The sequence below is a fragment of the Rhizobium sp. NZLR1 genome (assembly GCF_017357385.1).
In the GTDB taxonomy this organism is placed as follows: Bacteria; Pseudomonadota; Alphaproteobacteria; order Rhizobiales; family Rhizobiaceae; genus Rhizobium.
The window spans coordinates 2,546,376-2,569,521 of sequence record NZ_CP071632.1; the positions used below are offsets into that span (position 1 = coordinate 2,546,376).

General features: G+C 61.1%; 21 protein-coding genes. 10 read left to right on the plus strand and 11 right to left on the minus strand.

The genetic code is table 11. The features are described from left to right. The first annotated feature begins 96 nt into the window (after positions 1 to 96). From J3O30_RS12690 to J3O30_RS12705, 4 genes are all read left to right on the plus strand, one after another. Positions 97 to 1,560: an MFS transporter gene (locus tag J3O30_RS12690; RefSeq protein ID WP_207580685.1), complete on the plus strand. Its 1,464-nt coding sequence runs from the start codon at positions 97 to 99 to the stop codon at positions 1,558 to 1,560. A 222-nt stretch (positions 1,561 to 1,782) separates the two neighbouring features. After that, positions 1,783 to 3,690 carry a HAMP domain-containing methyl-accepting chemotaxis protein gene (locus J3O30_RS12695; protein ID WP_207580686.1) on the plus strand — a complete coding sequence of 636 codons (1,908 nt, stop codon included), beginning with the start codon at positions 1,783 to 1,785 and terminating at the stop codon, positions 3,688 to 3,690. Positions 3,691 to 3,751: 61 nt separating this feature from the next. After that, positions 3,752 to 4,333: a hypothetical protein gene (locus tag J3O30_RS12700; protein WP_207580687.1), complete on the plus strand. Its 582-nt coding sequence runs from the start codon at positions 3,752 to 3,754 to the stop codon at positions 4,331 to 4,333. A 343-nt stretch (positions 4,334 to 4,676) separates the two neighbouring features. Then, the gene (locus J3O30_RS12705; RefSeq protein ID WP_207580688.1) at positions 4,677 to 5,738 is read left to right on the plus strand and encodes a 3-deoxy-7-phosphoheptulonate synthase; all 1,062 of its coding nucleotides are present in this window, start codon (positions 4,677 to 4,679) and stop codon (positions 5,736 to 5,738) included. Here J3O30_RS12705 and J3O30_RS12710 read toward each other — a convergent pair. Then, positions 5,735 to 6,562, minus strand: coding sequence for a PD40 domain-containing protein (locus tag J3O30_RS12710; protein WP_207580689.1), 828 nt, complete (start codon positions 6,560 to 6,562; stop codon positions 5,735 to 5,737). The genes J3O30_RS12705 and J3O30_RS12710 overlap by 4 nt on opposite strands. Positions 6,563 to 6,612: 50 nt before the next feature. Next, the gene (locus tag J3O30_RS12715; RefSeq protein ID WP_207580690.1) at positions 6,613 to 8,292 is read right to left on the minus strand and encodes an NAD+ synthase; all 1,680 of its coding nucleotides are present in this window, start codon (positions 8,290 to 8,292) and stop codon (positions 6,613 to 6,615) included. A 190-nt stretch (positions 8,293 to 8,482) separates the two neighbouring features. On the opposite strand from J3O30_RS12715, the gene J3O30_RS12720 reads away from it, so the two are divergent. Further along, positions 8,483 to 9,013 carry a DUF1003 domain-containing protein gene (locus J3O30_RS12720; protein ID WP_207580691.1) on the plus strand — a complete coding sequence of 177 codons (531 nt, stop codon included), beginning with the start codon at positions 8,483 to 8,485 and terminating at the stop codon, positions 9,011 to 9,013. Between the two features lie 97 nt (positions 9,014 to 9,110). Here the strand turns inward: J3O30_RS12720 and J3O30_RS12725 are convergent, their stop codons facing one another. Further along, positions 9,111 to 9,509 (minus strand): GFA family protein, encoded by a 399-nt coding sequence (locus J3O30_RS12725; RefSeq protein WP_207580692.1) that lies wholly within the window; start codon positions 9,507 to 9,509, stop codon positions 9,111 to 9,113. Positions 9,510 to 9,804: 295 nt separating this feature from the next. On the opposite strand from J3O30_RS12725, the gene J3O30_RS12730 reads away from it, so the two are divergent. Then, positions 9,805 to 11,637 carry an ABC transporter ATP-binding protein gene (locus tag J3O30_RS12730; protein WP_207580693.1) on the plus strand — a complete coding sequence of 611 codons (1,833 nt, stop codon included), beginning with the start codon at positions 9,805 to 9,807 and terminating at the stop codon, positions 11,635 to 11,637. Between the two features lie 72 nt (positions 11,638 to 11,709). Here J3O30_RS12730 and J3O30_RS12735 read toward each other — a convergent pair whose 3' ends face one another. Next, complete coding sequence (locus J3O30_RS12735; protein WP_207580694.1) at positions 11,710 to 13,083, minus strand: 3-deoxy-7-phosphoheptulonate synthase class II; 1,374 nt, start codon at positions 13,081 to 13,083, stop codon at positions 11,710 to 11,712. Positions 13,084 to 13,097: 14 nt separating this feature from the next. Continuing rightward, positions 13,098 to 13,271, minus strand: coding sequence for a hypothetical protein (locus tag J3O30_RS12740; protein ID WP_246762666.1), 174 nt, complete (start codon positions 13,269 to 13,271; stop codon positions 13,098 to 13,100). Between the two features lie 67 nt (positions 13,272 to 13,338). Between J3O30_RS12740 and J3O30_RS12745 the strand changes: the two genes are divergently transcribed. Beyond that, complete coding sequence (locus J3O30_RS12745; protein WP_207580695.1) at positions 13,339 to 14,628, plus strand: vWA domain-containing protein; 1,290 nt, start codon at positions 13,339 to 13,341, stop codon at positions 14,626 to 14,628. A gap of 12 nt (positions 14,629 to 14,640) precedes the next feature. Here J3O30_RS12745 and gor read toward each other — a convergent pair whose 3' ends face one another. Next, the gene (gene gor, locus J3O30_RS12750; protein ID WP_207580696.1) at positions 14,641 to 16,026 is read right to left on the minus strand and encodes a glutathione-disulfide reductase; all 1,386 of its coding nucleotides are present in this window, start codon (positions 16,024 to 16,026) and stop codon (positions 14,641 to 14,643) included. Between the two features lie 182 nt (positions 16,027 to 16,208). On the opposite strand from gor, the gene J3O30_RS12755 reads away from it, so the two are divergent. Beyond that, positions 16,209 to 16,421, plus strand: a complete 213-nt coding sequence (locus J3O30_RS12755) for a hypothetical protein (RefSeq protein ID WP_246762667.1) — start codon at positions 16,209 to 16,211, stop codon at positions 16,419 to 16,421. A gap of 99 nt (positions 16,422 to 16,520) precedes the next feature. On the opposite strand, the gene J3O30_RS12760 is transcribed toward J3O30_RS12755, so the two are convergent. The 3 genes from J3O30_RS12760 to rpiA form a co-directional block, all read right to left on the minus strand. Further along, positions 16,521 to 16,838 (minus strand): acylphosphatase, encoded by a 318-nt coding sequence (locus tag J3O30_RS12760; RefSeq protein WP_207580698.1) that lies wholly within the window; start codon positions 16,836 to 16,838, stop codon positions 16,521 to 16,523. Between the two features lie 63 nt (positions 16,839 to 16,901). Further along, entirely contained in the window at positions 16,902 to 17,477 is a 576-nt protein-coding gene (locus J3O30_RS12765) for a DUF2059 domain-containing protein (RefSeq protein WP_207580699.1), read from the minus strand. 15 nt (positions 17,478 to 17,492) lie between these two features. Next, complete coding sequence (rpiA, locus tag J3O30_RS12770; protein ID WP_164015129.1) at positions 17,493 to 18,191, minus strand: ribose-5-phosphate isomerase RpiA; 699 nt, start codon at positions 18,189 to 18,191, stop codon at positions 17,493 to 17,495. Positions 18,192 to 18,486: 295 nt separating this feature from the next. Here rpiA and J3O30_RS12775 point away from each other — a divergent pair, with 295 nt between their 5' ends. Next, positions 18,487 to 19,197, plus strand: coding sequence for an HAD family hydrolase (locus tag J3O30_RS12775; RefSeq protein WP_207580700.1), 711 nt, complete (start codon positions 18,487 to 18,489; stop codon positions 19,195 to 19,197). Positions 19,198 to 19,365: 168 nt separating this feature from the next. Here J3O30_RS12775 and J3O30_RS12780 read toward each other — a convergent pair whose 3' ends face one another. Beyond that, positions 19,366 to 21,276, minus strand: a complete 1,911-nt coding sequence (locus tag J3O30_RS12780; protein ID WP_207580701.1) for a murein L,D-transpeptidase — start codon at positions 21,274 to 21,276, stop codon at positions 19,366 to 19,368. A gap of 94 nt (positions 21,277 to 21,370) precedes the next feature. Next, positions 21,371 to 21,607 carry a hypothetical protein gene (locus J3O30_RS12785; RefSeq protein ID WP_207584404.1) on the minus strand — a complete coding sequence of 79 codons (237 nt, stop codon included), beginning with the start codon at positions 21,605 to 21,607 and terminating at the stop codon, positions 21,371 to 21,373. 91 nt (positions 21,608 to 21,698) lie between these two features. Here J3O30_RS12785 and fumC point away from each other — a divergent pair, with 91 nt between their 5' ends. Continuing rightward, positions 21,699 to 23,090, plus strand: a complete 1,392-nt coding sequence (gene fumC / locus J3O30_RS12790) for a class II fumarate hydratase (RefSeq protein WP_207580702.1) — start codon at positions 21,699 to 21,701, stop codon at positions 23,088 to 23,090. The last annotated feature ends 56 nt before the right edge of the window (positions 23,091 to 23,146 follow it).

Genomic DNA, 23,146 nt, shown 5'->3' on the forward strand with positions numbered 1-23,146 from the left:
GGACACTCATCTGATTTGATCACCCGCGTCGGTTTGAAGCGGCTCGGCAGGCCGCAGCGTCGATTGTTTCTATATCCTAGCCGCTGGCGAAGGCGTATGGCTGAACAATCCACACCAGCATCCCGGTTGCCCGTGCCCCGCCTCACCCCGATGATCCTTGCGGTCGCCCTGTTCATGGAACAGATGGATTCGACCGTCATAGCCACCAGCCTGCCGGCTATCGCGGCCGATATCGGCACCTCGCCGATTGCGCTGAAGCTCGCCGTCACCAGCTATCTCGTGGCGCTGGCGATCTTCATCCCGATCAGCGGCTGGATGTCGGATCGGTTCGGCGCGCGTAACATCTTCCGTTTGGCGATCTTCGTTTTCATGATCGGCTCGGTCGCCTGCGCCTTTTCAAACTCGATCGCGGCCTTCGTCGTCGCGCGGCTGATCCAGGGCGCCGGCGGCTCGATGATGACGCCGGTCAGCCGCCTGCTGCTGGTCAGGGGAACGCCGCGCCACGAACTCGTCGATGCCATGGCCTGGCTGACCATTCCCGCGCTGATCGGCCCGATGATGGGCCCGCCGATCGGCGGTTTCCTCACCACCTATCTCAGCTGGCACTGGATCTTCTGGATCAACGTGCCGATCGGCGTGCTCGGCATCATCCTCGTCACGCGTTTCCTGCCGGCGGTCGGGCGGCGCAGCCCGCGGCCGATGGATTTTCCGGGCTTCTTCCTCTGCGGCATCGGCTTTTCCGGCTTCGTCTTCGGCCTGTCGGTGATCAGCCTGCCTGCCGTGCCCGTGATCTACGGGTATGTCACGGTGGCCATTGGCATTCTTGCCGGCCTCCTCTATCTCCTCCATGCCCGCCGCGCGCCCTATCCGCTTCTCGATCCGAAGATGTTCCGCTACCCGATGTTCCGAGCAGCGATCCTCGGCGCCTCGAATTTCCGCATGGGGCTCGGCGCTCTGCCTTTCCTGATGCCGCTGATGCTGCAGCTCGGCTTCGGCCTGACGCCGCTGCAATCAGGCTCGGTCACTTTCGTCAGCGCGCTCGGCTCCATGGGCTCGAAATTCGCCGCTTCACGCACCTTCAATGCCTTCGGCTTCCGCACCGTGATATCGATCACCACCTTGCTGGCGGCGATCTTCCTCGGCATCAACGGCCTCTTTACCGTCGAAACGCCGCTGTATTTGATCATGGCCTGTCTGCTGATCGGCGGCCTGTTCCGCTCGATGGCCTTCTCGGGCGTCAACGCCATGGCCTTCGGCGATGTCGACGACGCCGACAGCGGCCAGGCAACCGCAATCAACGCCGTTGCCCAGCGGATCTCCATGGCCATGGGTGTGGCGATTGCCGGAGGCATCCTCGAAATTTCGAGCAGCTTCCACGGCGGCAGGCTGCTGGTATCGGATTTCCACATCGCCTTTTTCAGCGTCTCGGCGATTTCGGCGCTGGCCTGCATCACCTTCCTGCGCCTGCCGCGCGATGCCGGCGCCGAACTGACGACGCGCCGCCGCAAACGCCGCCAGCCCGAGCCCGAGCCCGAAGAGGCGATCGCGGAAAACAGCTGAGCAAGCCAAATCCCCGGCGGTCGCAACGGCGGATGCTTGTGCTCCGGCATCCTTTCCACTTTATGATTTATTCACACATCAAAGACACACTCCGTTTGCGCGTTTTGGGTTGCTATCAGACATGGGCATGAGTGCTTGTGATGTGACCGTCAGCGGCGATGCCCGTTTTGATACGCTGGTCGGGAACATCGCCGACCGAGCCGCAATTCCAGGCCCCGCGGAATGTTCCAGTTTTTGAAAACGATGCCTCTGACAGCCAAGCTGGCGGCGATTATCGTTGCCGTCAATCTTTGCGGCATTTCCGCCTTCGCCACCTACACCTGGATGTACGAAACCAAAGCCTTGATCGATGGCGCCAAGGCGAACTGGTCCAAGGATGCGGAGCAGTTTGCGTCTCTGGCCGCGGGCGGCGTGAAATGGGGCAAGGCCAACGCCGTGCGTGAGGCCTATTCGCTTTACCGCGACGATCCATCACTCGATCTTGTGCAGTTTGCCGCCTTCAACGCCGAACCCTCAGCCGTCGATACCTGGACACGCGACGGCATCAGCGGCTTGCCCGCACCGGCCGATCTGGCAAAGAGCCTGAGCGCGAAGCCTGAGAAAACCACGATCGACGACAGCGGAATATCTGCCGGCGTTGTGACGATCATCGCGCCGCTTCCGTTGGATAAATCGGGCAAGGCGACCGGTTATGTCGTTACGAACTGGTCTGTCGAAAAAATCGCTGCCGAAGTCAGGCAGAAGGTTCTGATTTCGCTGCTGACGCAGTTCATGATCACCGCCATGGCCGTTGTCGCTTTCCTTCTCGCTATGCGCAGCCTCGTCGGCCGGCCGATCCGGATCATCAGCGAACGGATCAGCGCCTTGCAGAAAGGCGATCTGGCCTCTCCCGTCACCTACAGGGAAAATGGCGATGAGATCGGTTTCCTGGCACGTGCCTTGGAAGTCTTCCGTAACGAGGCAATTGTCAAGGTCGAGAGAGAGCAAGCCGCTGCCGAGCAGAGCGCCTCGTTCGATGCCGAACGGGCACGCAACGCATCGTTGACGGAAGAGGCCAACAACGCTCAGCGGCTGGTCATGACCGCGCTCGCCAATGAATTGGAAAAGCTTGCCGCCGGTGACTTCTCGATACACCTGGCCGATCTCGGCCCCGAATTCGATAAACTGCGGCAGGATTTCAACCGCATGGTCGAAGCGGTCGCGGCAGCACTGACCGAGATCAAGACCGCTTCCGTTGCGGTTGAAGGTGGGTCAAGCGAAATAGCCTTCTCCGCCGATCAGCTCGCCAAGCGAACCGAGCAACAGGCCGCAGCCTTGGAACAGACCGCCGCCGCACTGGATGAGGTGACCACCACGGTCAGAGCATCGTCGCAACGGGCCGAAAATGCCGGGAAGCTTGTCGAGGAGACAAAGCGCAGCGCTCATGTCTCAGCGACCGTGGTTCGTGACGCGATCGGAGCGATGGACCGGATTCAGACCTCGTCGAGCCAGATCGGCCGGATCATCGGCGTCATCGATGAAATCGCCTTCCAGACGAACCTGCTGGCGCTGAATGCCGGCGTCGAGGCGGCGCGCGCCGGCGAAGCCGGCAAAGGGTTTGCGGTCGTGGCGCAGGAAGTGCGGGAACTCGCCCAACGGTCTGCCAATGCGGCAAAGGAAATCAAGAACCTCATCAATGTCTCCGGTCAGGAGGTTGCAGCAGGCGTCGGGCTGGTGAATGAAACCGGCGATGCCCTGTTGAAGATCGAGGAGCAGATCAACCGCATCAGCGACAGTATCGCTTCCATCGTTCAGTCCTATCGCGAACAGGCGACGGGTCTGCAGGAAATCAACGGCGCGATCAACCAGATGGATCAGGCGACACAGCAGAACGCGGCGATGGTCGAGGAAACCAACGCGGCCTGCCAGGAGCTGCTGACCCAGGGACGCCTTCTGCAGGACTCAGCCGGCAGGTTCACTGTTGGCACCTCTGCCGCCAGCCCGCCCAAAACCGCTCAGCCGAGCATTCGTCAATCTCGCCCCGAGCCCAGGGCCCCCGAGCTCAGGGCCCCCGAGCCCAGGGCCTTTGTGCAGCGGCACGCAGGAAATGCCGCCGTCGCCGCTGCTCCCGGTGCCTGGGAAGAGTTCTGACCTCACCTTCGTTCAATGCGCTTTTATTCCAAAGCATCCCATAATCAGGAAGGGAACAGTTATGAAGAAAGTCGTCTCCGCATTTCTTTTGGCCTGCACCGCAATTGCAGCGTCGACCGGCGTATCCATGGCGCTGGATGCGAAGCTCGCCCCGATCTCCGACTACGTGACGAGTGACGTAAAGCCCTGGCTGAACGATCCGGTCGTCATCGAGGCTATCAAGGCGCAGAACGCCGCAAACGCCAGTTTGGGCCAGGGCGATATCGACGCCCTCGACAAGAAGTGGCGCGCCGAGGTCGATGGCTCAGACCATTCGATGATCGACGGCGTGCTCGGCAATGCGCTGTCAAAATTCCTTCAGGAGAAGAAGGCTGCTTCAAACGGCAAGATTGCCGAGGTCTTCGTCATGGATGCAAAGGGGCTGAATGTCGGTCAAAGCGATCCCACGTCGGATTACTGGCAGGGTGACGAGGGCAAGTTCCAGAAGTCCTTCGGAGCCGGCAAGGACGCTGTTTTCGTCGACGATATCGAAAAGGACGAATCGACCCAGGCACTGCAGTCGCAGGCAAGCGTCACGATTTCCGACGACAAGGGAACGCCGATCGGCGCCATCACCGTCGGCGTGAACGTTGACGCCCTATGATCTCGGGATCTGCATTTAATTTGTCACCGTAATCCAGACCCAACATCGCCCAGCAGCATGCGCTGTTGGGCGATTGTTTAAGCCTCCTGCAGCGGCAATTGTGCCACAGCTGAGCGCCCGGCTTTTGCGCCGCAAATTCTGCGTGACAACGCACGGCCGCGACGCTACATACGCCTTATGTCGACCACTTCGATCTACGCCTCGCGATTTTATTGGTACCGCTGCTCCCAGCGGACGCGGGTCCATGCGTAACTGAAATCGACGCAACGACAACCCGAACAGCCGCTAGTCTACCTGGCGGCTTTTTTTGTTCCGCACGGTATGACCAAACAGGAGCCTTGCCGTGTCTGATACCATTGATGATCTGCGAATCCTCGAGATCACCCCACTGACCAAACCCGCCGATATCATCGCCGAAATCCACCGCAATGCCGCCGTCACGGCAACCGTGACCAGCAATCGTGATGCGATCCATAAGATTCTACATGGCGACGACGATCGCCTGATTGTCGTGATCGGCCCCTGCTCGATCCACGACCCCATTGCCGCCCGGGAATATGCCGCGCGGCTGGAGGAGCAGCGACGGCGCTTCACCGGCGATCTCGAGATCGTCATGCGCGTCTATTTCGAAAAACCCCGCACCACCGTCGGCTGGAAGGGCCTGATCAACGACCCGCATCTCGACGGCAGCTACCGCATCGAGGAAGGGCTGAGGATCGCCAGACGACTGTTGCTCGATATCAATGCGACAGGGCTTCCCGCCGGCGTCGAATTCCTCGACACGATCACGCCGCAATACATTGCCGACCTAGTCAGCTGGGGCGCGATCGGCGCGCGCACGACCGAAAGCCAGATCCACCGGCAGCTTGCCTCCGGCCTTTCCTGTCCGATCGGTTTCAAGAACGGCACCGACGGCGGCGCACGTGTGGCGCTCGACGCCATCCTTGCCGCTTCGCAGCCGCATCACTTCCCTGCCGTCACCAAGGACGGACAGGCTGGCATCGCCTCGACGACCGGCAATGAGGACTGCCACATCATTCTGCGCGGCGGCAAACAGCCGAACTACGAAGCGACCGATGTCGAAGCGGTCACGGCCGAGGCCGTCAAGCTCGGCCTGACCCCGCGCATCCTCATCGACGCCAGCCATGCCAATAGCGGCAAGGATCCGATGAACCAGCCGCGCGTCGTCAGATCCGTGGCCGCGCAGATCGCCGCCGGAAACCGCCACATCAAGGGCATGATGATCGAGAGCAACCTCGTCGCCGGCCGCCAGGATCTCGTTCCCGGCAAGCCGCTGGTCTACGGCCAGTCCATCACCGATGGCTGCATCGACTGGGATATGTCGGTGACGACGCTGGAAGACCTGGCGCAATCCGCCCGCGTCCGGCGCAAGGCCGCTGTTTAAGCTTCCGGAACATAACGCACATAGGCGAACTCTTCGCCATCAGGAGACCAGCAGGGCACGTTGATCGTGCCCTGCCCGCCGAAGAGCTCGAACAGCGTCTTCAGATTGCCGCCATCCATGTCCATCAACCGCAGCCGCACGTCGAGATCCCGTGGGTGATCGAATACCGAGGGGTCGTAGGACAGGATCAACACCTTGTCATTCTTAGGCGACGGATGGGCGAACCAGTTGCCCTGATTGTCCGAGGTCACCTGCTCCAGCCCGGTGCCGTCGGGATGGATGCGCCAGATCTGCATCAGCCCGGTGCGGCTGGAGTTGAAGTAGATCCATTGCCCGTCGGCGGAATAATCCGGTCCGTCATTGCGGCCCTCGCCATGCGTCAGTCGCGTCTCGGCGCCGCCTTCGACCGAGATCGTATAGATGTCGAAGAGGTCGTCGCGGATGCCGCAATAGGCGAGTTCGCGGCCATCAGGCGACCAGCCGTGCCAGTAGGACGGCGCGTTCTGGGTGACGAGCCGCGGCGCGCCGCCCCCGATCGGCAGGACATAGATCGTCGACTTGCCGAATTCGGTCTTGTCGGAAATGACGATCTCAGTGCCGTCGGGCGAGATGCCGTGATCATTGTTGCAGTTGACGGCAAAGCCGGTATCGAGCTTGGTGACTTCACCGCGACCGAGCGGCAGCCGGTAGAGCCGCCCGTCGCCGTTCAGCAGCAGGTAGGAACCGTCAGGCGAGAAGTTCGGAGCCTCCACCAGTCTGTCCGTCTGCCAGACTTCGCGAGCCCTGCCCGTCCTGACATTATAGATCTCGACCGAGCTGCGCATGCTTCCTCCCCCGCATTTCTATAACAACTGCGCCAGCGATCTCGATCGCGCTAGCGATCCCGGAACCGGTTGGTGATGGGATACCGCCGGTCGCGTCCGAAATTCTTCTTGGTGATCTTCACGCCCGGCGCCGATTGCCGGCGCTTATATTCGGCGAGATAGAGCAGGTGCTCGATGCGATGGACGGTCGCCACGTCATGGCCGCGCGCGACGATCTCCTCGACCGCCATCTCCTTCTCCACCAGGCATTCGAGAATATCGTCGAGGGCGGGATAAGGCGGCAGCGAATCCTGGTCCTTCTGGTCGGGACGCAGTTCGGCCGAGGGCGCCTTGTCGATGATATTTTTCGGGATCACCTCGCCTGACGGCCCCAGCGCACCCGGCGGCACATTCTCGTTGCGCCAGCGGGCCAACGCATAGACCTGCATCTTGTAGAGGTCCTTGATCGGATTGAAGCCGCCGTTCATGTCGCCGTAGAGCGTGGCGTAACCGACCGACATTTCCGACTTGTTGCCCGTCGTCACCACCATTGAGCCGAACTTGTTGGAGATCGCCATCAGGATGACGCCGCGCGCCCGGCTCTGCAGGTTTTCCTCGGTGATACCACTGTTCGTTCCCGCGAAGAGATCAGACAGCGCGCTGCTGAAGCCCGTCACCGGTTGCTCGATCGGCACGATGTCGTAGCGGCAGCCGAGCGCCTTGGCGCAATCGGCCGCATCCTTCAAAGAATCTTCCGATGTGTAGCGGTAGGGCAGCATGACGGTGCGCACCCGCTCCTCGCCCAGCGCATCGACGGCGATTGCCGTGCAGATCGCCGAGTCGATGCCGCCGGAAAGGCCGAGCACCACCGTCTTGAAGCCGTTCTTGTTGACGTAGTCGCGAAAGCCGAGCAGGCAGGCGCGGTAGTCGGCTTCCTCGCCTTCGGGAATATGGGCCATCGGTCCTTCGGCGCAGTGCCAGCCAGACCCACCGCGCTTCCACGTCGTCACCGCCAGCGCCGTCTCGAACTGGCTCATCTGGAAGGCGAGCGATTTGTCGGCATTGAAAGCGAAGCTGGCGCCGTCGAAGACCAGTTCGTCCTGGCCGCCGAGTTGTGCGGCATAGACCAGCGGCAGACCGGTCTCGATCACCTGCTTCAGCACCACCTGATGGCGGATATCGACCTTGCCGCGATAATAGGGCGAGCCGTTCGGCGACAGTAGAATCTCGGCCCCGCTTTCGGCCAACGTCTCACAGACGCCAAGATCGCCCCAGATGTCTTCGCAGATCGGAATGCCGATGCGCACGCCGCGGAAATTCACCGGACCCGGCATGGAGCCCTGGTCGAAGACACGCTTCTCGTCGAATTCGCCATAGTTTGGCAGATCGATCTTGTCGCGCACCGCAATCACCTTGCCGCCGTCGAGCACGGCGACGGAATTATAGCGCCCCGTTTCGTCCTGCCGGGGAAAACCGATGACGACACCCGGCCCGCCATCGGCGGTATCGGCAGCTAGGCTCTCCACCGCTTTCCAGCAGGCGCGAATGAAGGCCGGCTTCAATACCAGATCTTCAGGCGGATAACCGGAAATGAAAAGTTCGGTCAGGACGAGCAGATGCGCGCCTTCCCGAGCCGCATCGGCGCGCGCTTCGCGTGCCTTGGCGAGATTGCCGGCGACATCGCCGACTGTCGGATTGAGCTGACCGATGGCGATGCGGAAGATATCAGAAAGAGCGTTTTCCTGTGTCATGTCATTTATTTAGCCTGCACCTTCCGGGACCGCAACATGTCCGCAGCAAAAGCCGCACCTTGCTGTGACGAAATTTTTGTGAACGGACGCGCCGCGACCTCGCGGCATAGACACGCATTGCAATTTGCCGGCGGACCGGAATACTGGCGCGCAAATCAACAGCGTCGATAACGGGCACCGGAAACAGGCCATGTCTAATCTTTCGAACTTCATGCACCATCATTTCGACAAGCCGGCCGACGAACTCGGCGATATCGAAAAACGCGTGCTGGCGAAGGCGCACGAGCGCAAGGTCATCTCGACCGATGTCAACGCCGCTCTTTCCGCCGAGGCCTCGTTCGGCGAGCGCATCGCCGACAGCATCGCCCGCATCGGCGGTTCCTGGTCGTTCATCATCGCCTTCTTCGTTTTCCTCCTCGCCTGGACGGTGATCAACACCATCATTCTGGTGAGCGGTGCCTTCGACCCCTATCCCTTCGTCTTCCTGAACCTGATCCTGTCGATGCTCGCCGCCATCCAGGCGCCGATCATCATGATGTCGCAGAACCGCCAGGCCGAGCGCGACCGCTTCGAGGCCGCCAAAGACTACGAAGTCAATCTCAAGGCCGAACTCGAAGTGCTCTCCCTGCACCAGAAGATCGATATGCGCGTGCTGACCGAATTGACGGCGTTGCGCGAGGACGTGGCGCGTCTCACCGCCGAGCTTTCCGCTAAGGGTTAATGCATGTCGCCCGGAAGTGCAGCGGTTCCGGGACAACGACATGCATAAAACAAAGGGCTAAAGTGCGTCGCATGCATCAAATGTGATGCGACGCGCTTTAGACAGGGTTCACCGCATATTGCGGCAGGCCATCCGATATCTCGTAGAAATCGCCCTTGTCGGCGCAATAAATGTGATGGCCGAAGGCCAGGCCGCTCGGCTCGTCGAAGGACCCGGCCAAAACCGAAATCTCCAGCGATTGGTCGCCCTGCCAGAACAGCGCGGAGCCGCAAGTCGAACAGAACCCGCGCTGCGCTTGTTCGCTCGACCGGTACCAGCGGACCGCTTCCGTGTCTTCCACCGAAAGAGCCGCCCGCGGCACGTTGACGGCCGCATAGTAAAACCCCGTCTGCCGGCGGCATTGCGAGCAATGACAGCCAACAACAGGTCCGGGCTTCGCCGCAATTGAAAATCGCACGGCGCCGCAAAGACAGCCGCCTGTATGTCGTTCAGTCATGGTCATCCCCTGTTCCTAAGAGACGTTGCCGCCGATCTTGTCCGGCGTCAAATCCGGTTTTCTGAATGAGCCATCAGGAATCTTGAAAGCCGCCTGGCCTTGTGCGCTCTCGGCTGACGCGTTACCGCTGTTGCATCTCGACAACATCCGCCAACCTCATCCCGTCCCGGCATTGAATCGGCCGCTATTGTCGGCGATACTCAAGGTCAAATTTCATTTAATCCCCGGGAGACTGACATGAGAACGACCCTGTCCAAACAGAAAGGAAACATGGCCCACAAGGACATTCTGCCTCATGAACATTCGGTTCTCCCGCGCGAGGAAAAGCTCGCGACGCCATAACGGCTTCCCCAAATTTTTCCAGAACGATCCCGCCGACCGCGGCCGACGCTGGTCGCGCATGCGAAAATTCGTTTCCTACTATCGCCCGCACCTGCCTTTGCTGCTGGCGGATCTGTTGTGCGCCATGCTCGTCGCCGGCACGGCGCTCGCCCTGCCGCTCTGCGCCAATGTCGTCACCAGCCGGCTTCTGGTTCTGCCCGATGCCCCGCAGGCCTTCGCTCAAATCCTCGGCATGGGCGGCGTCATGCTGGCCGTTCTGGCGGTCCAGATCGCCGCGATCTTCTTCGTCGATTATCGCGGCCATGTGATGGGGGCTCGCATTGAGGCGACGGTCCGGCAGGAACTCTTCGAGCACTGCCAGAAACTCTCGTTCAGCTTCTACGACCGCCAGCGCACCGGCCAGCTGATGAGCCGCATCACCAATGACAGCCTGTGGCTGGGCGAACTCTTTCACCACGGTCCCGAGGATCTTTCCATCGCCCTGCTGAAATTTGGCGGCGCCATGCTGGTGCTGTTCTACATCGATCCGCCATTGGCAGGCCTCATCCTGCTGCTCACCCCTGTGGCGTTGGTTTATGCGCTGTATTTCAACCGGCGCATGAACCGCGCGCTCGAAGCCAGCAAGCACCAGATCGCCGCGGTTAACGAGCGCGTCGAGGATGCTCTGGCCGGCATCCGTGTCGTCCAGTCCTTCGCCAACGAGGCGCTGGAACGGGAGCGTTTCGCCGAGCAGAACCGACGCTTCCTTGAAAGCCGCGCCGACGGCTACCGCAGCGAGGCGTGGTTTTCGGTCGGCACCGAAACCTTCGCCCAGCTCGTCACCATATTGGTGATCATCGTCGGCGGCCTGCGTATCCTGGCAGCGGAACTGACCGTCCCGGATATGCTCACCTTCCTGCTTTGCGTTGCCGTGCTGGTCGATCCGGTGCAGCGGCTGGCCAATTTCGTGCGCCTCTGGCAGGAGGGCTACACCGGCTTCATCAGAGCCATGGAGATCCTGGAGATCGATCCCGATATCATCGACCGGCCGGCCGCTCATCCGATGCCGGCGCCAAGGGGCGAGATCAGTTTCTCCGACGTCGCCTTCGGCTACGAGGCCGATGGCCCGCGCGTGCTCGAGCGGCTGTCGCTCACCATCGCTCCCGGGGAGTTCGTTGCCCTGGTCGGTCCTTCCGGGGTCGGCAAGAGCACGCTTTGTGCGCTGATACCACGCTTCTACGATGTTGAGGCCGGGGCGATCCGCATCGATGGCACCGATATCCGCGACGTGACGCTGGCCTCGCTGCGGCGCCATGTGGGCGTGGTGCAGCAGGACGTCTATCTTTTTGCCGGCACCGTGGCGGAAAACCTGCGCTATGGCAGGCCCGGCGCCGGCGATGCCGAGCTGGAGGCAGCCGCCCGCGCCGCCAACGCGCACGATTTCATCATGGCCCTGCCCCAGGGTTATGACACCGATATCGGCCAGCGCGGCGTCAAACTCTCGGGCGGCCAGCGTCAGCGCATCACCATCGCCCGGGCCTTCCTCAAGAATCCGGAGATCCTGATCTTCGACGAAGCAACCAGCGCGCTCGACAACGAAAGCGAACGGGCGGTGCAGCAGGCGTTGCTCAGCCTGGCAAATGGCCGAACCACCCTGGTCATCGCCCATCGTCTCTCGACCGTCCGCCATGCCGACAGAATCCTGGTGCTGACGGCCGACGGCATCGTCGAACAGGGCACCCATGACGCGCTCATGGCGAAAGACGGCGTCTACGCCAACTTGCATAGCGTTCAGGCCAGCATCTGATCGCCTGCTCCATCCTGAGACAAAAAAACCCGGCATCAAGCCGGGTTTTTCCGCATCCGTCTGGGGCTGCTATCAGCCGTTGACGACCATGCGCTTCTCGTCGCGACCGCCCTTCATGCGCTCGGCAAGCAGGAAGGCGAGCTCCAGCGCCTGGTCGGAGTTGAGGCGCGGGTCGCAATGCGTGTGGTAGCGATCCTGCAGGTCGTCGGCGGTAACGGCGCGGGCGCCGCCGGTGCATTCCGTCACGTCCTTGCCGGTCATCTCGATATGGATGCCGCCTGGATGCGTGCCTTCGGCGCGGTGGATCTGGAAGAAGCTTTCGACTTCCGACAGGATCCGCTCGAAGGGACGGGTCTTGTAGTTGTTGAGCGTGATCGTGTTGCCGTGCATCGGGTCGCAGGACCAGACAACCTTGCGGCCTTCACGCTCGACGGCACGAATAAGGCGCGGCAGGTTCTCTGCGACCTTGTCGTGGCCGAAGCGGCAGATCAGTGTCAGGCGCCCGGCTTCGTTGGCCGGGTTCAAGATGTCGATCAGCTGCAGCAGATCGTCGGCCTGCAGCGACGGGCCGCATTTCAGGCCGATCGGGTTCTTGATGCCGCGGCAATATTCGACATGCGCATGATCGACCTGGCGCGTGCGGTCGCCGATCCAGATCATGTGGCCTGAGGTGGCATACCAGTCGCCCGAAGTGGAATCGACGCGGGTCAACGCCTCTTCGTAGCCGAGCAGCAGCGCCTCATGGCTGGTGAAGAAATCGGTTTCCCGCAATGCCGGCTGGTTTTCCGAGGTGATGCCGATCGCCTTCATGAAATCCATGGTTTCGCTGATGCGGTCGGCCAGCTTGCGGTAGCGCTCGCCTTGCGGGCTGTCCTTGACGAAGCCCAGCATCCACTGGTGCACGTTTTCGAGATTGGCGTAACCGCCCATCGCGAAGGCGCGCAGAAGGTTCAGCGTCGCGGCCGACTGCCGGTAGGCCATCGCCTGACGTTCCGGGTTCGGAATGCGCGACTCCTCGGTGAACTCGATGCCGTTGATGATGTCGCCGCGATAAGCCGGCAGCGTCACGTCGCCCTGCTTCTCGACATTCGACGAACGCGGCTTGGCGAACTGGCCGGCGATGCGACCGACTTTAACGACCGGCAGCTGCGCGCCAAAAGTCAGCACGACCGCCATCTGCAGGAAGGCGCGGAAAAAGTCGCGGATATTGTCGGCGCCGTGTTCGGCGAAGCTCTCGGCACAGTCGCCGCCCTGCAGCAGGAAGCCATTGCCTTCGGCGACATTGGCAAGGTGCTTCTTCAGACGGCGCGCTTCGCCGGCGAAGACGAGGGGCGGATAGCTGGCGAGCTGAGCTTCCGTTGCAGCCAAAGCGGCTGCGTCGGGATAATCGGGAACCTGCAGGATCGGTTTTTGCCGCCAACTGCTCGGGGTCCAGTTCTCTGCCATCTCACTCACCTCACTCACACCCATCCCTGGGATGCCCGTATCTTTGATTGCGGCGGCTTATAGACCTTTAGATCGGGCTTGCAAAGACCAATCGCCCAAAGCTCGAATGCCGTACCGGCGCCATCGGGCAGAGCTCGCATATAGGTGGCAGAAATCTCGGATTCCATCGTTAAACCGGCATATACCATGTCAATTTCCCGATATTTTAGACTTCCAATGTAGAACCACGGATGATTTCAACATTGGGGACATGGCATGGCGATCCTTCCGCTCAGCTTCATATCGGATCGTTCGGGCAATTTCGGCATCATGACGGCGTTGCTGATGGTGCCGCTCCTCGGTACGGCAGGCATGGCGGTGGATTTCGGCCACGCGCTCAGCCTGAGGACGCAGCTTTACGCGGCAGCCGATGCCGCCGCCGTCGGCTCGATCGCCGAAAAATCCGGCGCAGTCGCAGCCGCCATGACGATGAGCGGCAACGGCACGATCTCGCTCGGCAAGACCGATGCCCGCAGCATCTTCATGTCTCAGATGTCCGGGGAGCTGGCCGACGTTCAGGTCGATCTCGGCATCGACGTCACCAAAGCGGCCAACAAACTGAACTCGCAAGTCTCTTTCAGCGCGACCGTGCCGACGACCTTTATGCGTGTTCTGGGGAAGGATTCGATCACAATCTCGGGCACGGCGACGGCCGAATATCAGACCGCCTCCTTCATGGATTTCTACATCCTGCTCGACAACACTCCTTCGATGGGCGTCGGCGCCACCGCGACCGACGTGGCGACGATGGAAAAGAACACCAGCGATACCTGCGCCTTCGCCTGCCACGAAACCCAGAACAACAACAACTACTACAATCTCGCCAAAAAGCTCGGCGTCAGCATGCGCATCGACGTCGTGCGCCAGGCGACCAAGGAGCTGACGCTGACCGCGAAGTCCACGCGTGTTTCCGATAATCAGTTCCGCATGGGCGTCTATACCTTCGGCACCAAGGCTGAGGATGCCAATCTGACCACTATATCCGACCCGACGGACGATCTCGATAAAGTACGCAGCTATACCGACGCCGTCGATCTGATGACCATCCCGTATCAGGGTTATAACAACGACCAGCAGACGAGCTTCGACAGCGCGCTGACACAGATGAAAACCATCATCACCACCCCCGGCGACGGCGGCACCGCTACCACCCCGCAAAAGATCCTGTTCTTCGTCTCGGACGGCGTCGGCGACAGTGCAAAACCGAAAGGCTGCACCAAGAAACTGACCGGCGACCGCTGCCAGGAGCCGATCGATACTTCTTTCTGCCAACCGCTGAAGGACAAGGGCATCAGGATCGCGGTGCTCTACACCACTTATCTGCCGCTGCCGAAAAACAACTGGTACAATACGTGGATCAAGCCCTTCCAGAGCGAAATCCCGACGAAAATGCAGGCATGCGCCTCGCCCGGCCTCTATTTCGAGGTGACGCCGACCGACGGTATCGCCGATGCGATGAAGGCGCTCTTCCTCAAGGTCATACGCGCGCCGCGCATCACCAGCTGAGGATACCGCTGCTTAGATTCTTTTGCCGTCTCGGATCCGGTAGCTTGGCGCATACATGGTGACCAGCTCCTCGGCCGCTGTCGGATGCAGCGCCATCGTCCGGTCGAAATCGTCCTTGGTGCAGCCGGCCTTCAGCGTGATGCCGAGCAGCTGCGCCATCTCGCCGGCATCGTGGCCGAGAATATGGGCGCCCACCACCTTGCCGCTCGCGGCATCGACGATCAGCTTCATGATCATCCGCTCGGCCCGCCCGGAAAGCGTCGCCTTCAGCGGCCGGAATTGGGCGCGGTAGACTTCGAGCTCGCAGTAACGCTTGCCCGCCTCCTCTTCCGAGAGCCCGACGGTGCCGATCTCCGGCTGCGAGAAGACGGCGGTCGGGATCAGCTCGTAATCCGGCCGGGTTGGATTGTTCTTGTATTCGGTCTCGATGAAGCACATCGCCTCGTGGATCGCTGCCGGCGTCAGCTGTACCCGATTGGTGACATCGCCGAGCGCATAAATGTTTTCGACATTGGTGCGGGAATAATCGTCGACGATAATGGCGCCACGCTCATCGACGGCGACGCCCGCAGCCTCGAGGCCGAGACCTTCGGTGTTCGGATCGCGCCCGAGCGCCAGCATGACAACGCCGGCCTGCAGCGTGCCGCTGTTCAGCGTTTCCAGAACGAGGCAGTCATCGCCCTTCGAAACCTTTTGCAGCGTGTCGTGGCAAAGGATGCGGATGCCCTTGGCGACCATCGCCTCGTGCAGCCCGCGCCGCAGATCCTCGTCGAAGCGCGACAGGATCTCGGCGCCGCGATAGATCAGCGTCGTCTCGACGCCGAGGCCATGAAAGATATTGGCGAACTCGACGGCGATATAGCCACCGCCTGATATCACGATCGATTTCGGCAGCTCTTCGAGATGAAAAGCCTCGTTGGAGGAAATGCATAATTCGTGGCCGGGAAGGGCTGCATGCGGGTTCGGCCGTCCGCCGGTGGCGATCACGATCGTCTTTGCCGTCACCGTCTGACCCGTCTTCGTGAGCCGCACAGTATGAGCATCGACGAGTTCGGCGCGCGTTTCGAGGATCTCGGCATTGGCGCCTGCGAGCCCCTTCTTGTAGAGGCCTTCCAGCCGGGCGATCTCGGCATCCTTGGCGGCTACTAGCTTCTTCCAGTCGAAGCTGCTTTCGCCGACCGTCCAGCCGAAACCCGCCGCATCCTCGAAATGCTCGTGGAACTGCGAGGCATAGACGAAAAGCTTCTTCGGCACGCAACCGCGGATGACGCAGGTGCCGCCATAGCGGTACTCTTCGGCGATCGCCACCTTTTTGCCGAGCGAGGCGGCGACACGCGCACCGCGCACGCCTCCGGAACCACCGCCGATGACGAAGAGGTCGTAGTCGTAGGAAGACATGAGGAGCTCCGGAAGGGAATCGCAGGAAGGATGTTGCTGATATAGGGGCGATCGCCCTGAAAACAAAAGCCCGCTCCTGCATCATCCCGTACGCATCGCCGAATCTTCCCGGCAAACGGTTGACCCGGTCGCCTGAGGCTGGCAGGGCAATCCAGGGATAGAAAACGATGCCGGAGCAAAAGATGGATCAAACTCTCTTCGCCAATCTGTGCAAGGCTGGCAAATTCAAGGAAGCGCTCGGCCTCGCGACTGAGGGTCACGAGGACGAAAAATATACGCCGAGCCGCTTCTCGATCGACAAGAAGACGAGACTGCCGATCTTCTATCGCGGCAACAAGCGCGTGGAACCGGATGAGGAAGGTGTGTGGCAACTTGCAAAGAACCCGAACCCCTGATGCATGTCACCAGGAGGTGTGCAGCGGTCCCAGGAAACGACATGCATAAAAGCGAAGAGCTAGCTTCCCCGCATGTTCGATGCATAGTGATTGCTGCTGTCAGCGGGTGATCTCGAAATCCGTCGGCATTTTCTCAAGCTGGGCTGCTTCCGTCTCGACGCCCGCAACCGACGACCCCGCAGGCCCGCGGCTGAAACGTTCGATCATTATCGAGATGGCGGTATCGGGTCCTGCGATCAAAGCGACGACGGCCCCGTCCCTTTCATTGCGAACCCAGCCCGTCAAACCGAGCCGTACCGCCTCATTGCGCGTCCACATGCGAAAGCCGACACCCTGGACCTTGCCTGATATCCGCACTCGGACAGCGTTGTAACGATCGGGTATATCTGCAGTCACCTGAAGCCTCGCCGGCGGCATTTGCCGCATCATAACAAAAAAGCCCGGACGATGCCGGGCTTTCGCAATTTGATGGTGGAGGCCTTACTGCTGGGTAGCCGGAGCGGGAGCGGGAGCGGCAGCCGGAGCAGCCGGGCTTTCGGTTGCCGGCGGCGGCGCCTTGATGACCTTGGAAAGCTCGGTATTGCTCTGCTTTTCCAGGTCGCGGGAAATGCCCTGCGCCCAGATGTCGGCAGCCTTCGCCGTCTCGCGAGAGGCGACCGGGCCGTCGCGCAGCAGCTTCTTGCCGACGTCGGAATTATAGAAGTCGGCGATCGCCTTCAGTTCCGCGGCGGTGAAGGTCTTGGCATAGGTGAGTGCCGCCTCCTTCTCGAGATCGCCGCGGCGCGGCGCCAGCGCTAGCGCCTGCGCGTCGACCGTCGACGAAATGATGTCCTGGTAGTTTGGCGAATCCTGGATCAGGCCGGCCTTCAGGCGCTCGGCGAGACCGGGCAGGATGTTGTCGAACTGGGCAGTGGCGCCGATGGCGTCGATCGCGGCGCGAGACGCCTTCAGCTGGTCCTCGGAGACCTCCTGCGCCTTGACGGCGGAGCCGAAGGCAAGCCCGGAAAGAACGACGGTCGCAGCGGCGAGACGGCCAAGACCTGCAATGTTCATCATGAGTGTATGCTCCTGTTATCTGTTTGTCTGCAGTGTTCGCACACCCGCAGGACCGGCAATGATCGCAAGTGCCGCCATATTGATAAAGAGCCCGTGTTCGACGACGCCGGGTATGGAATTCAGCTCGCTCGAAAGCGCCTCTGCATCAGGAATGCGGCCAAAAGATGCATCGATAATGTGATGACCGCCATCCGTGGTAAACTCTCCGTCACCGGACTGGCGCAAAGCCAGTTCACCGGAAAGACCGAGCCGGGCCGCGACCTTCTCGATCGCGATCCGTGTCGAGACGAGCCCGAACGGATTGACTTCGATCGGCAGCGCGAAGGCGCCGAGCATATCGACCAGCTTGCTCTCGTCTGCAATGACGATCATTCGTTCGGAGGCGGCCGCGACGATCTTTTCGCGCAGCAGCGCACCGCCGCCGCCCTTGATCAGCCGGAGCCCAGCATCGAGTTCGTCGGCGCCATCGATCGTCAGATCGAGTGCCGGCAGCTCGTCCAGCGATTTCAGCGGCACACCGAGTTCGACGCAAAGCCGCGCCGTTCTTTCAGACGTAGGAACGCCTTCGACCCTGAAGCCGCCAGCGACCTTCTCGGCCAACAGGCGAACGAATTCTTCCGCCGTGCTGCCGGTGCCAATCCCGAGACGCATCCCGCTTTCGACATGGGCGAGTGCGGCCGCGGCGGCCTTGATCTTCATTTCGCGGGCATCCATGCGCCGCCAGCTCCAATTATTGCGTTGGATGTGCTGTTTACACGGCTCGCCTGGCAAACGAAAGTCAAAATCATCACGGAAAATGAAAAGCCGAAACAGATGCCTGCGGCCTCCCCCGGGGATCTTCAGGCCGTTGCTTTCCGCTGCATGATCGCCTACCTCAGAGGCGATCCATCGTCCTCAGGGGCGATCCCTCGTCCCCAGGGGACGATCCGTCATTCCCAGAGGCGATCTGTCGTTCGCGGAGGCGGCTCGTCACCTCAAAGGACGATCCATCGCTTAAAGAGGCAAGCCCTTGATCCCCTCCTCCGTCCGCCCGGCGCTCGTCGTCTTCGATCTCGATGGCACCCTTCTCGACACCCATACGGACTTGGTCGAGAGCCTGAACCATACGATTGCGGCCCTTAGCCTCGAACCGGTCAGCTATGACGACCTCACCCATCTCGTCGGCCACGGCGCCCGCGTGATGATCGAACGCGCCTGCCGGCTGCGCGGCCATCCGCTTACTCAGGAAGCCCTGCCGCCCCTGGTCGAGCGTTTCATCGCCCATTATGCCGGCAACATGCCCGGCCGCACCGAGCCCTATCCCGGCCTGGTCGCCGCGATGGATCGGCTAAAATCACAGGGTTACCGCCTCGCCGTCTGCACCAACAAGATGGAAAGCCTGGCGCTCGGCCTGCTGGACAAGCTCGATCTCGCCAGCTATTTCGCCGCCATCACCGGCGGCGACACCTTCGACGTGCGCAAGCCCGACGCCCGCCACCTCACAGGCACCATCGAACGCGCCGGCGGCGACCGGTCCCGCACCGTGATGATCGGCGACAGCATCAACGACATCGCCGTCGCCAGGAATGCCGGCGTCCCGTCGATCGCCGTGCCCTTTGGTTATTCCGACGTGCCAGTCTCAAGCCTCGATCCGGATGTGATCATCACCCATTACGATGAGCTGACCCCGGAACTGGTGGAGAGGCTGTTGCGGGAGTTTGCAGCGAAGGTCGCCGTCTGAGGCTCTCGCCCAGTTCTGATCCTTCCTTTGCCGGCGTACCGTGTGAGCCGCCCTCTCCTTCGTATTTCCTACCTTGGACTAAGCCCAGAACGAAGGCGTTCGAATCCCGCACAAAAACAAAACGGGCGGCCCAAAGACCGCCCGCTCCGTAATCTAATAAAATCAGCGTCAGATCTGCGCCCCACGCGCCTTGGTCGTCGCGTCGAATGCCTTGTCGACATAGCCGTCGCGGCCATAAACGTCGTCGAAATATTCCACCACGCCGTCCTTGTTCGGCCAGGCTGTGAAATAGGACACGTAAACGGGAATCCTCTGCGGCACCTTGACCGCATGGTTCTGCCCCGTGGCGATCTGCTTGGCAACGTCGTCGACCGTCGTTCCGAGCACTGCAGCTGCCATGGCACGCGGATCGGCAAGGCGCACGCAACCGTGGCTCAGCGCCCGCATGTCGCGCTTGAAGAAGCTCTTCGACGGCGTGTCGTGCATATAGATCGCGTGGCTGTTCGGGAACAGGATCTTCAGTTCGCCGAGCGCATTGTCACTGCTTGGCGGCTGGCGCACCGAGACGTTGTCGGTCGAGCCGTACCAGTCGACGCTCGACGAGGCGACCGCGTGGCCGTTCACCTCAACCTCATAACCGAGCTGGTCGAGATAGTTCGGATCCGAGCGCAGCTTCGGCAACATCTCGTTGATGATGATCGACTGCGGCACGCCCCAGAAAGGGTTGAACTCCACCGTCTCGATCTCGTCGTCGAAGAAATAGGTCTGGTTGTTCTTGCCGCCGACCACAACGCGCATCGACAGCTGTTCCTTGCCGCCATTGTGGTAATAGACCATGAAGGCCGGCTGGTTGATCATCACGTAACGGGAACCGAGATCTTCGGGCAGCCAGCGCGCCTGTTCCATGGCGACGACGAGCTTGTCGATCTTCGAGGCATTGCTATCGCCGCCGGTCATGGCGCGCACCGTAGCCTGGCCGATGACGCCATCGGCCTTCAGTCCGCGCTCCTTCTGGAAATCCTCGACCAGCGAGACGATCTCAGGCGAATAGTCGCTGCTGCCTGCGTAAGCAGCAAGCGTTGCCGCGTGATCGGTCCTCAGCGTTTCGGAACCGTGCTTGCCGATCGCCTTGACGATATTGGCGATCTCGGGCGAGCTTTCGCCGGGCTTCAGCAGCGTATCGAGCGAAACGACGATTCGCTCCTCATTGCCGCCGTCGGCTGCGCGAAGCTTGGCGAGTTCCGCCTTCAACGCCTGGAACTGTGGACTATCGGGTGAGCGGTTGGCGATGTAAGCGCCGACATCGGGGCTCATGCGGGCAAGCTTCAGCACCGGCGCCAGATTGACCACCTTGCGCTGGAAGTCGTGATAGCCGGAGATCTTGTTCGGATCGATGCGACCGCGCGCGGTGTCCTGCACGAAGGCCAGCACCTTGGCGGAGAGTTCGAGCTCGAATTGCGTCAGCGCCCGATCGCGGAAGGCTGGATCGGGATTGGCCGGGTCGATATCAGGCGTCTGGATGGCGTAATCTGCCGGGTCGAGGCCGACGGAGGCCGCATCGGCAAGCACCAGCATCGCCGACTTGGCACCATCGTTGATCTGATTGCCATCGACCCAGACGAGCGGGTTGCGGCTATCGCCATAATAGGCTTCGAGCGCCTTTGCGACGTCGGCATTGGCACGCACCTTGGCCTGCGCCAGGAAACGGCGCTGCACGGCGGGTTCGGCGCTGGCATCGCCGCTCGCCGATACATCGGCGACCGCGCCGGTGACGACAGGATCGGCAAACTTGCCGGTATCGACCAACTGCAGCGTTTCGGTTTTATAGGTGTAGTAACGCGGGCCGCTCACCTTCGGCAACGGCGCTTCCGGATCAAGCCCGCCGAGCGAGCCGCCGACGGCGCCGCGCGGCACCGGACGGCCAGGCGCCTGATCCATGAAGATGGTGCTCTGGTTCCGCTGCCTGTCGCCGCGCAGCATCTCCATCAATGTATAAGCATGCGCAGGTGCGGCATTCATAACCGCTACGCCGCAGGAAATTGCCAATGCGGATGCCGCGCTTTTCAAAACGAACGTCATATATCTTCCAGTCCCGGTGTCATGCTGTTCTTGTCACGAGCGCAAGGCTCAATATCTTATCCCGCGAAACTCATGCAGCGTAAGGCCTCATTGATCAGAAACCGGCCTGCGCCGCCAGCGCCGGCGGACTCAATTTTGTGTGACGGAGATCCTGCACGGCGCCGCGCAGAAGTTCACACAAAATTATGAAATTATTAGTTAATTTTTTACCCAATTTTTGCCGCCAGACCAATGTGGCGAAAACGCCCAGACGCATAAAATTTCGAAAGTGGCCTAAAAGGCACGCCGCACAAGCCTCGCAAACATGACTTCCGACTTCAATATTTCGCATGGCGTCCGGTTTTCTTGTCGAACGTTCCCACCTATAAGACCTGATCTTTCGAAGACGACCGAAAACAGCATTTAAAGGGAAGGCAAGGCTGATGACCGCAACCCGTACCGAAACCGATACTTTTGGGCCCATCGACGTTGCCGCCGACCGATATTGGGGCGCCCAGGCCGAGCGTTCGCTCGGCAATTTCAAGATCGGCTGGGAAAAGCAGCCGCTGTCGATCGTGCGTGCGCTCGGCATCGTCAAGCAGGCGGCGGCCCGCGCCAACATGTCGCTCGGCCAGCTTGATCCTGGCCTCGGACAGGCCATCGTCGATGCCGCCCAGGAAGTGGTCGAGGGCAAACTCGACGACCATTTTCCGCTGGTCGTCTGGCAGACCGGTTCAGGCACGCAGTCCAACATGAATGCCAATGAAGTGATCTCCAATCGTGCTATAGAAATGCTCGGCGGCGTCATGGGTTCCAAGAAGCCGGTGCATCCGAACGATCACGTCAATATGAGCCAGTCGTCGAACGACACCTACCCGACGGCGATGCACATCGCCTGCGCCGAACGGATCGCCCATCACCTGTTGCCATCCCTGAAGCACCTCCATGCCGCCCTCGACATGAAGGTCACCGAATTCAGCCACATCATCAAGATCGGCCGCACCCACACCCAGGACGCAACACCGCTGACACTCGGCCAGGAATTTTCGGGTTATGCCGCCCAGGTCGGCTCCGCCATCAAGCGCATCGAAATGACCCTGCCCGGCCTCTGCGAACTCGCCCAGGGTGGGACGGCCGTCGGTACCGGCCTCAATGCGCCGCTGGGCTTCGCCGAAAAGGTCGCCGAAGAGATCGCCGCCATAACAGCCATGCCCTTCGTCACCGCGCCGAACAAGTTCGAGGCGCTCGCCTCGCATGACGGCATGGTCTTTTCCCATGGCGCCATCAATGCGGGCGCTGCCGCCCTCTTCAAGATCGCCAACGATATCCGCCTGCTCGGCTCCGGCCCACGCGCCGGTCTCGGCGAACTGGCGCTGCCGGAAAACGAGCCCGGCTCCTCGATCATGCCCGGCAAGGTCAATCCGACCCAGTGCGAGGCGCTGACGCAGGTCTGCATCCACATCTTCGGCAATCACGCCGCGCTGACCTTTGCCGACAGCCAGGGTCATTTCGAACTCAACGTCTACAATCCGATGATGGCGTACAACTTCCTGCAATCGGTGCAACTGCTGGCGGATGCCGCCGTCTCCTTCACCGATAATTGTGTCGTCGGCATCGAGGCGCGCGAGGACAACATCAAGGCCGGCCTCGAACGCTCGCTGATGCTGGTGACCGCGCTTGCCCCGAAGATCGGCTACGACGCAGCCGCTAAGATCGCCAAGACCGCCCACAAAAATGGCACGACGCTGAAGGAAGAAGCCCTCGCCAGCGGCCTGGTCTCGGCAGAAGACTACGATACGATCGTCCGCCCGGAAACGATGATCGGCCCAAAGTAGTAACGCCATGAAGCTTCAGCCTTCTCCCTCGCTTGCGGCGGAGAAGGCGATCGGTT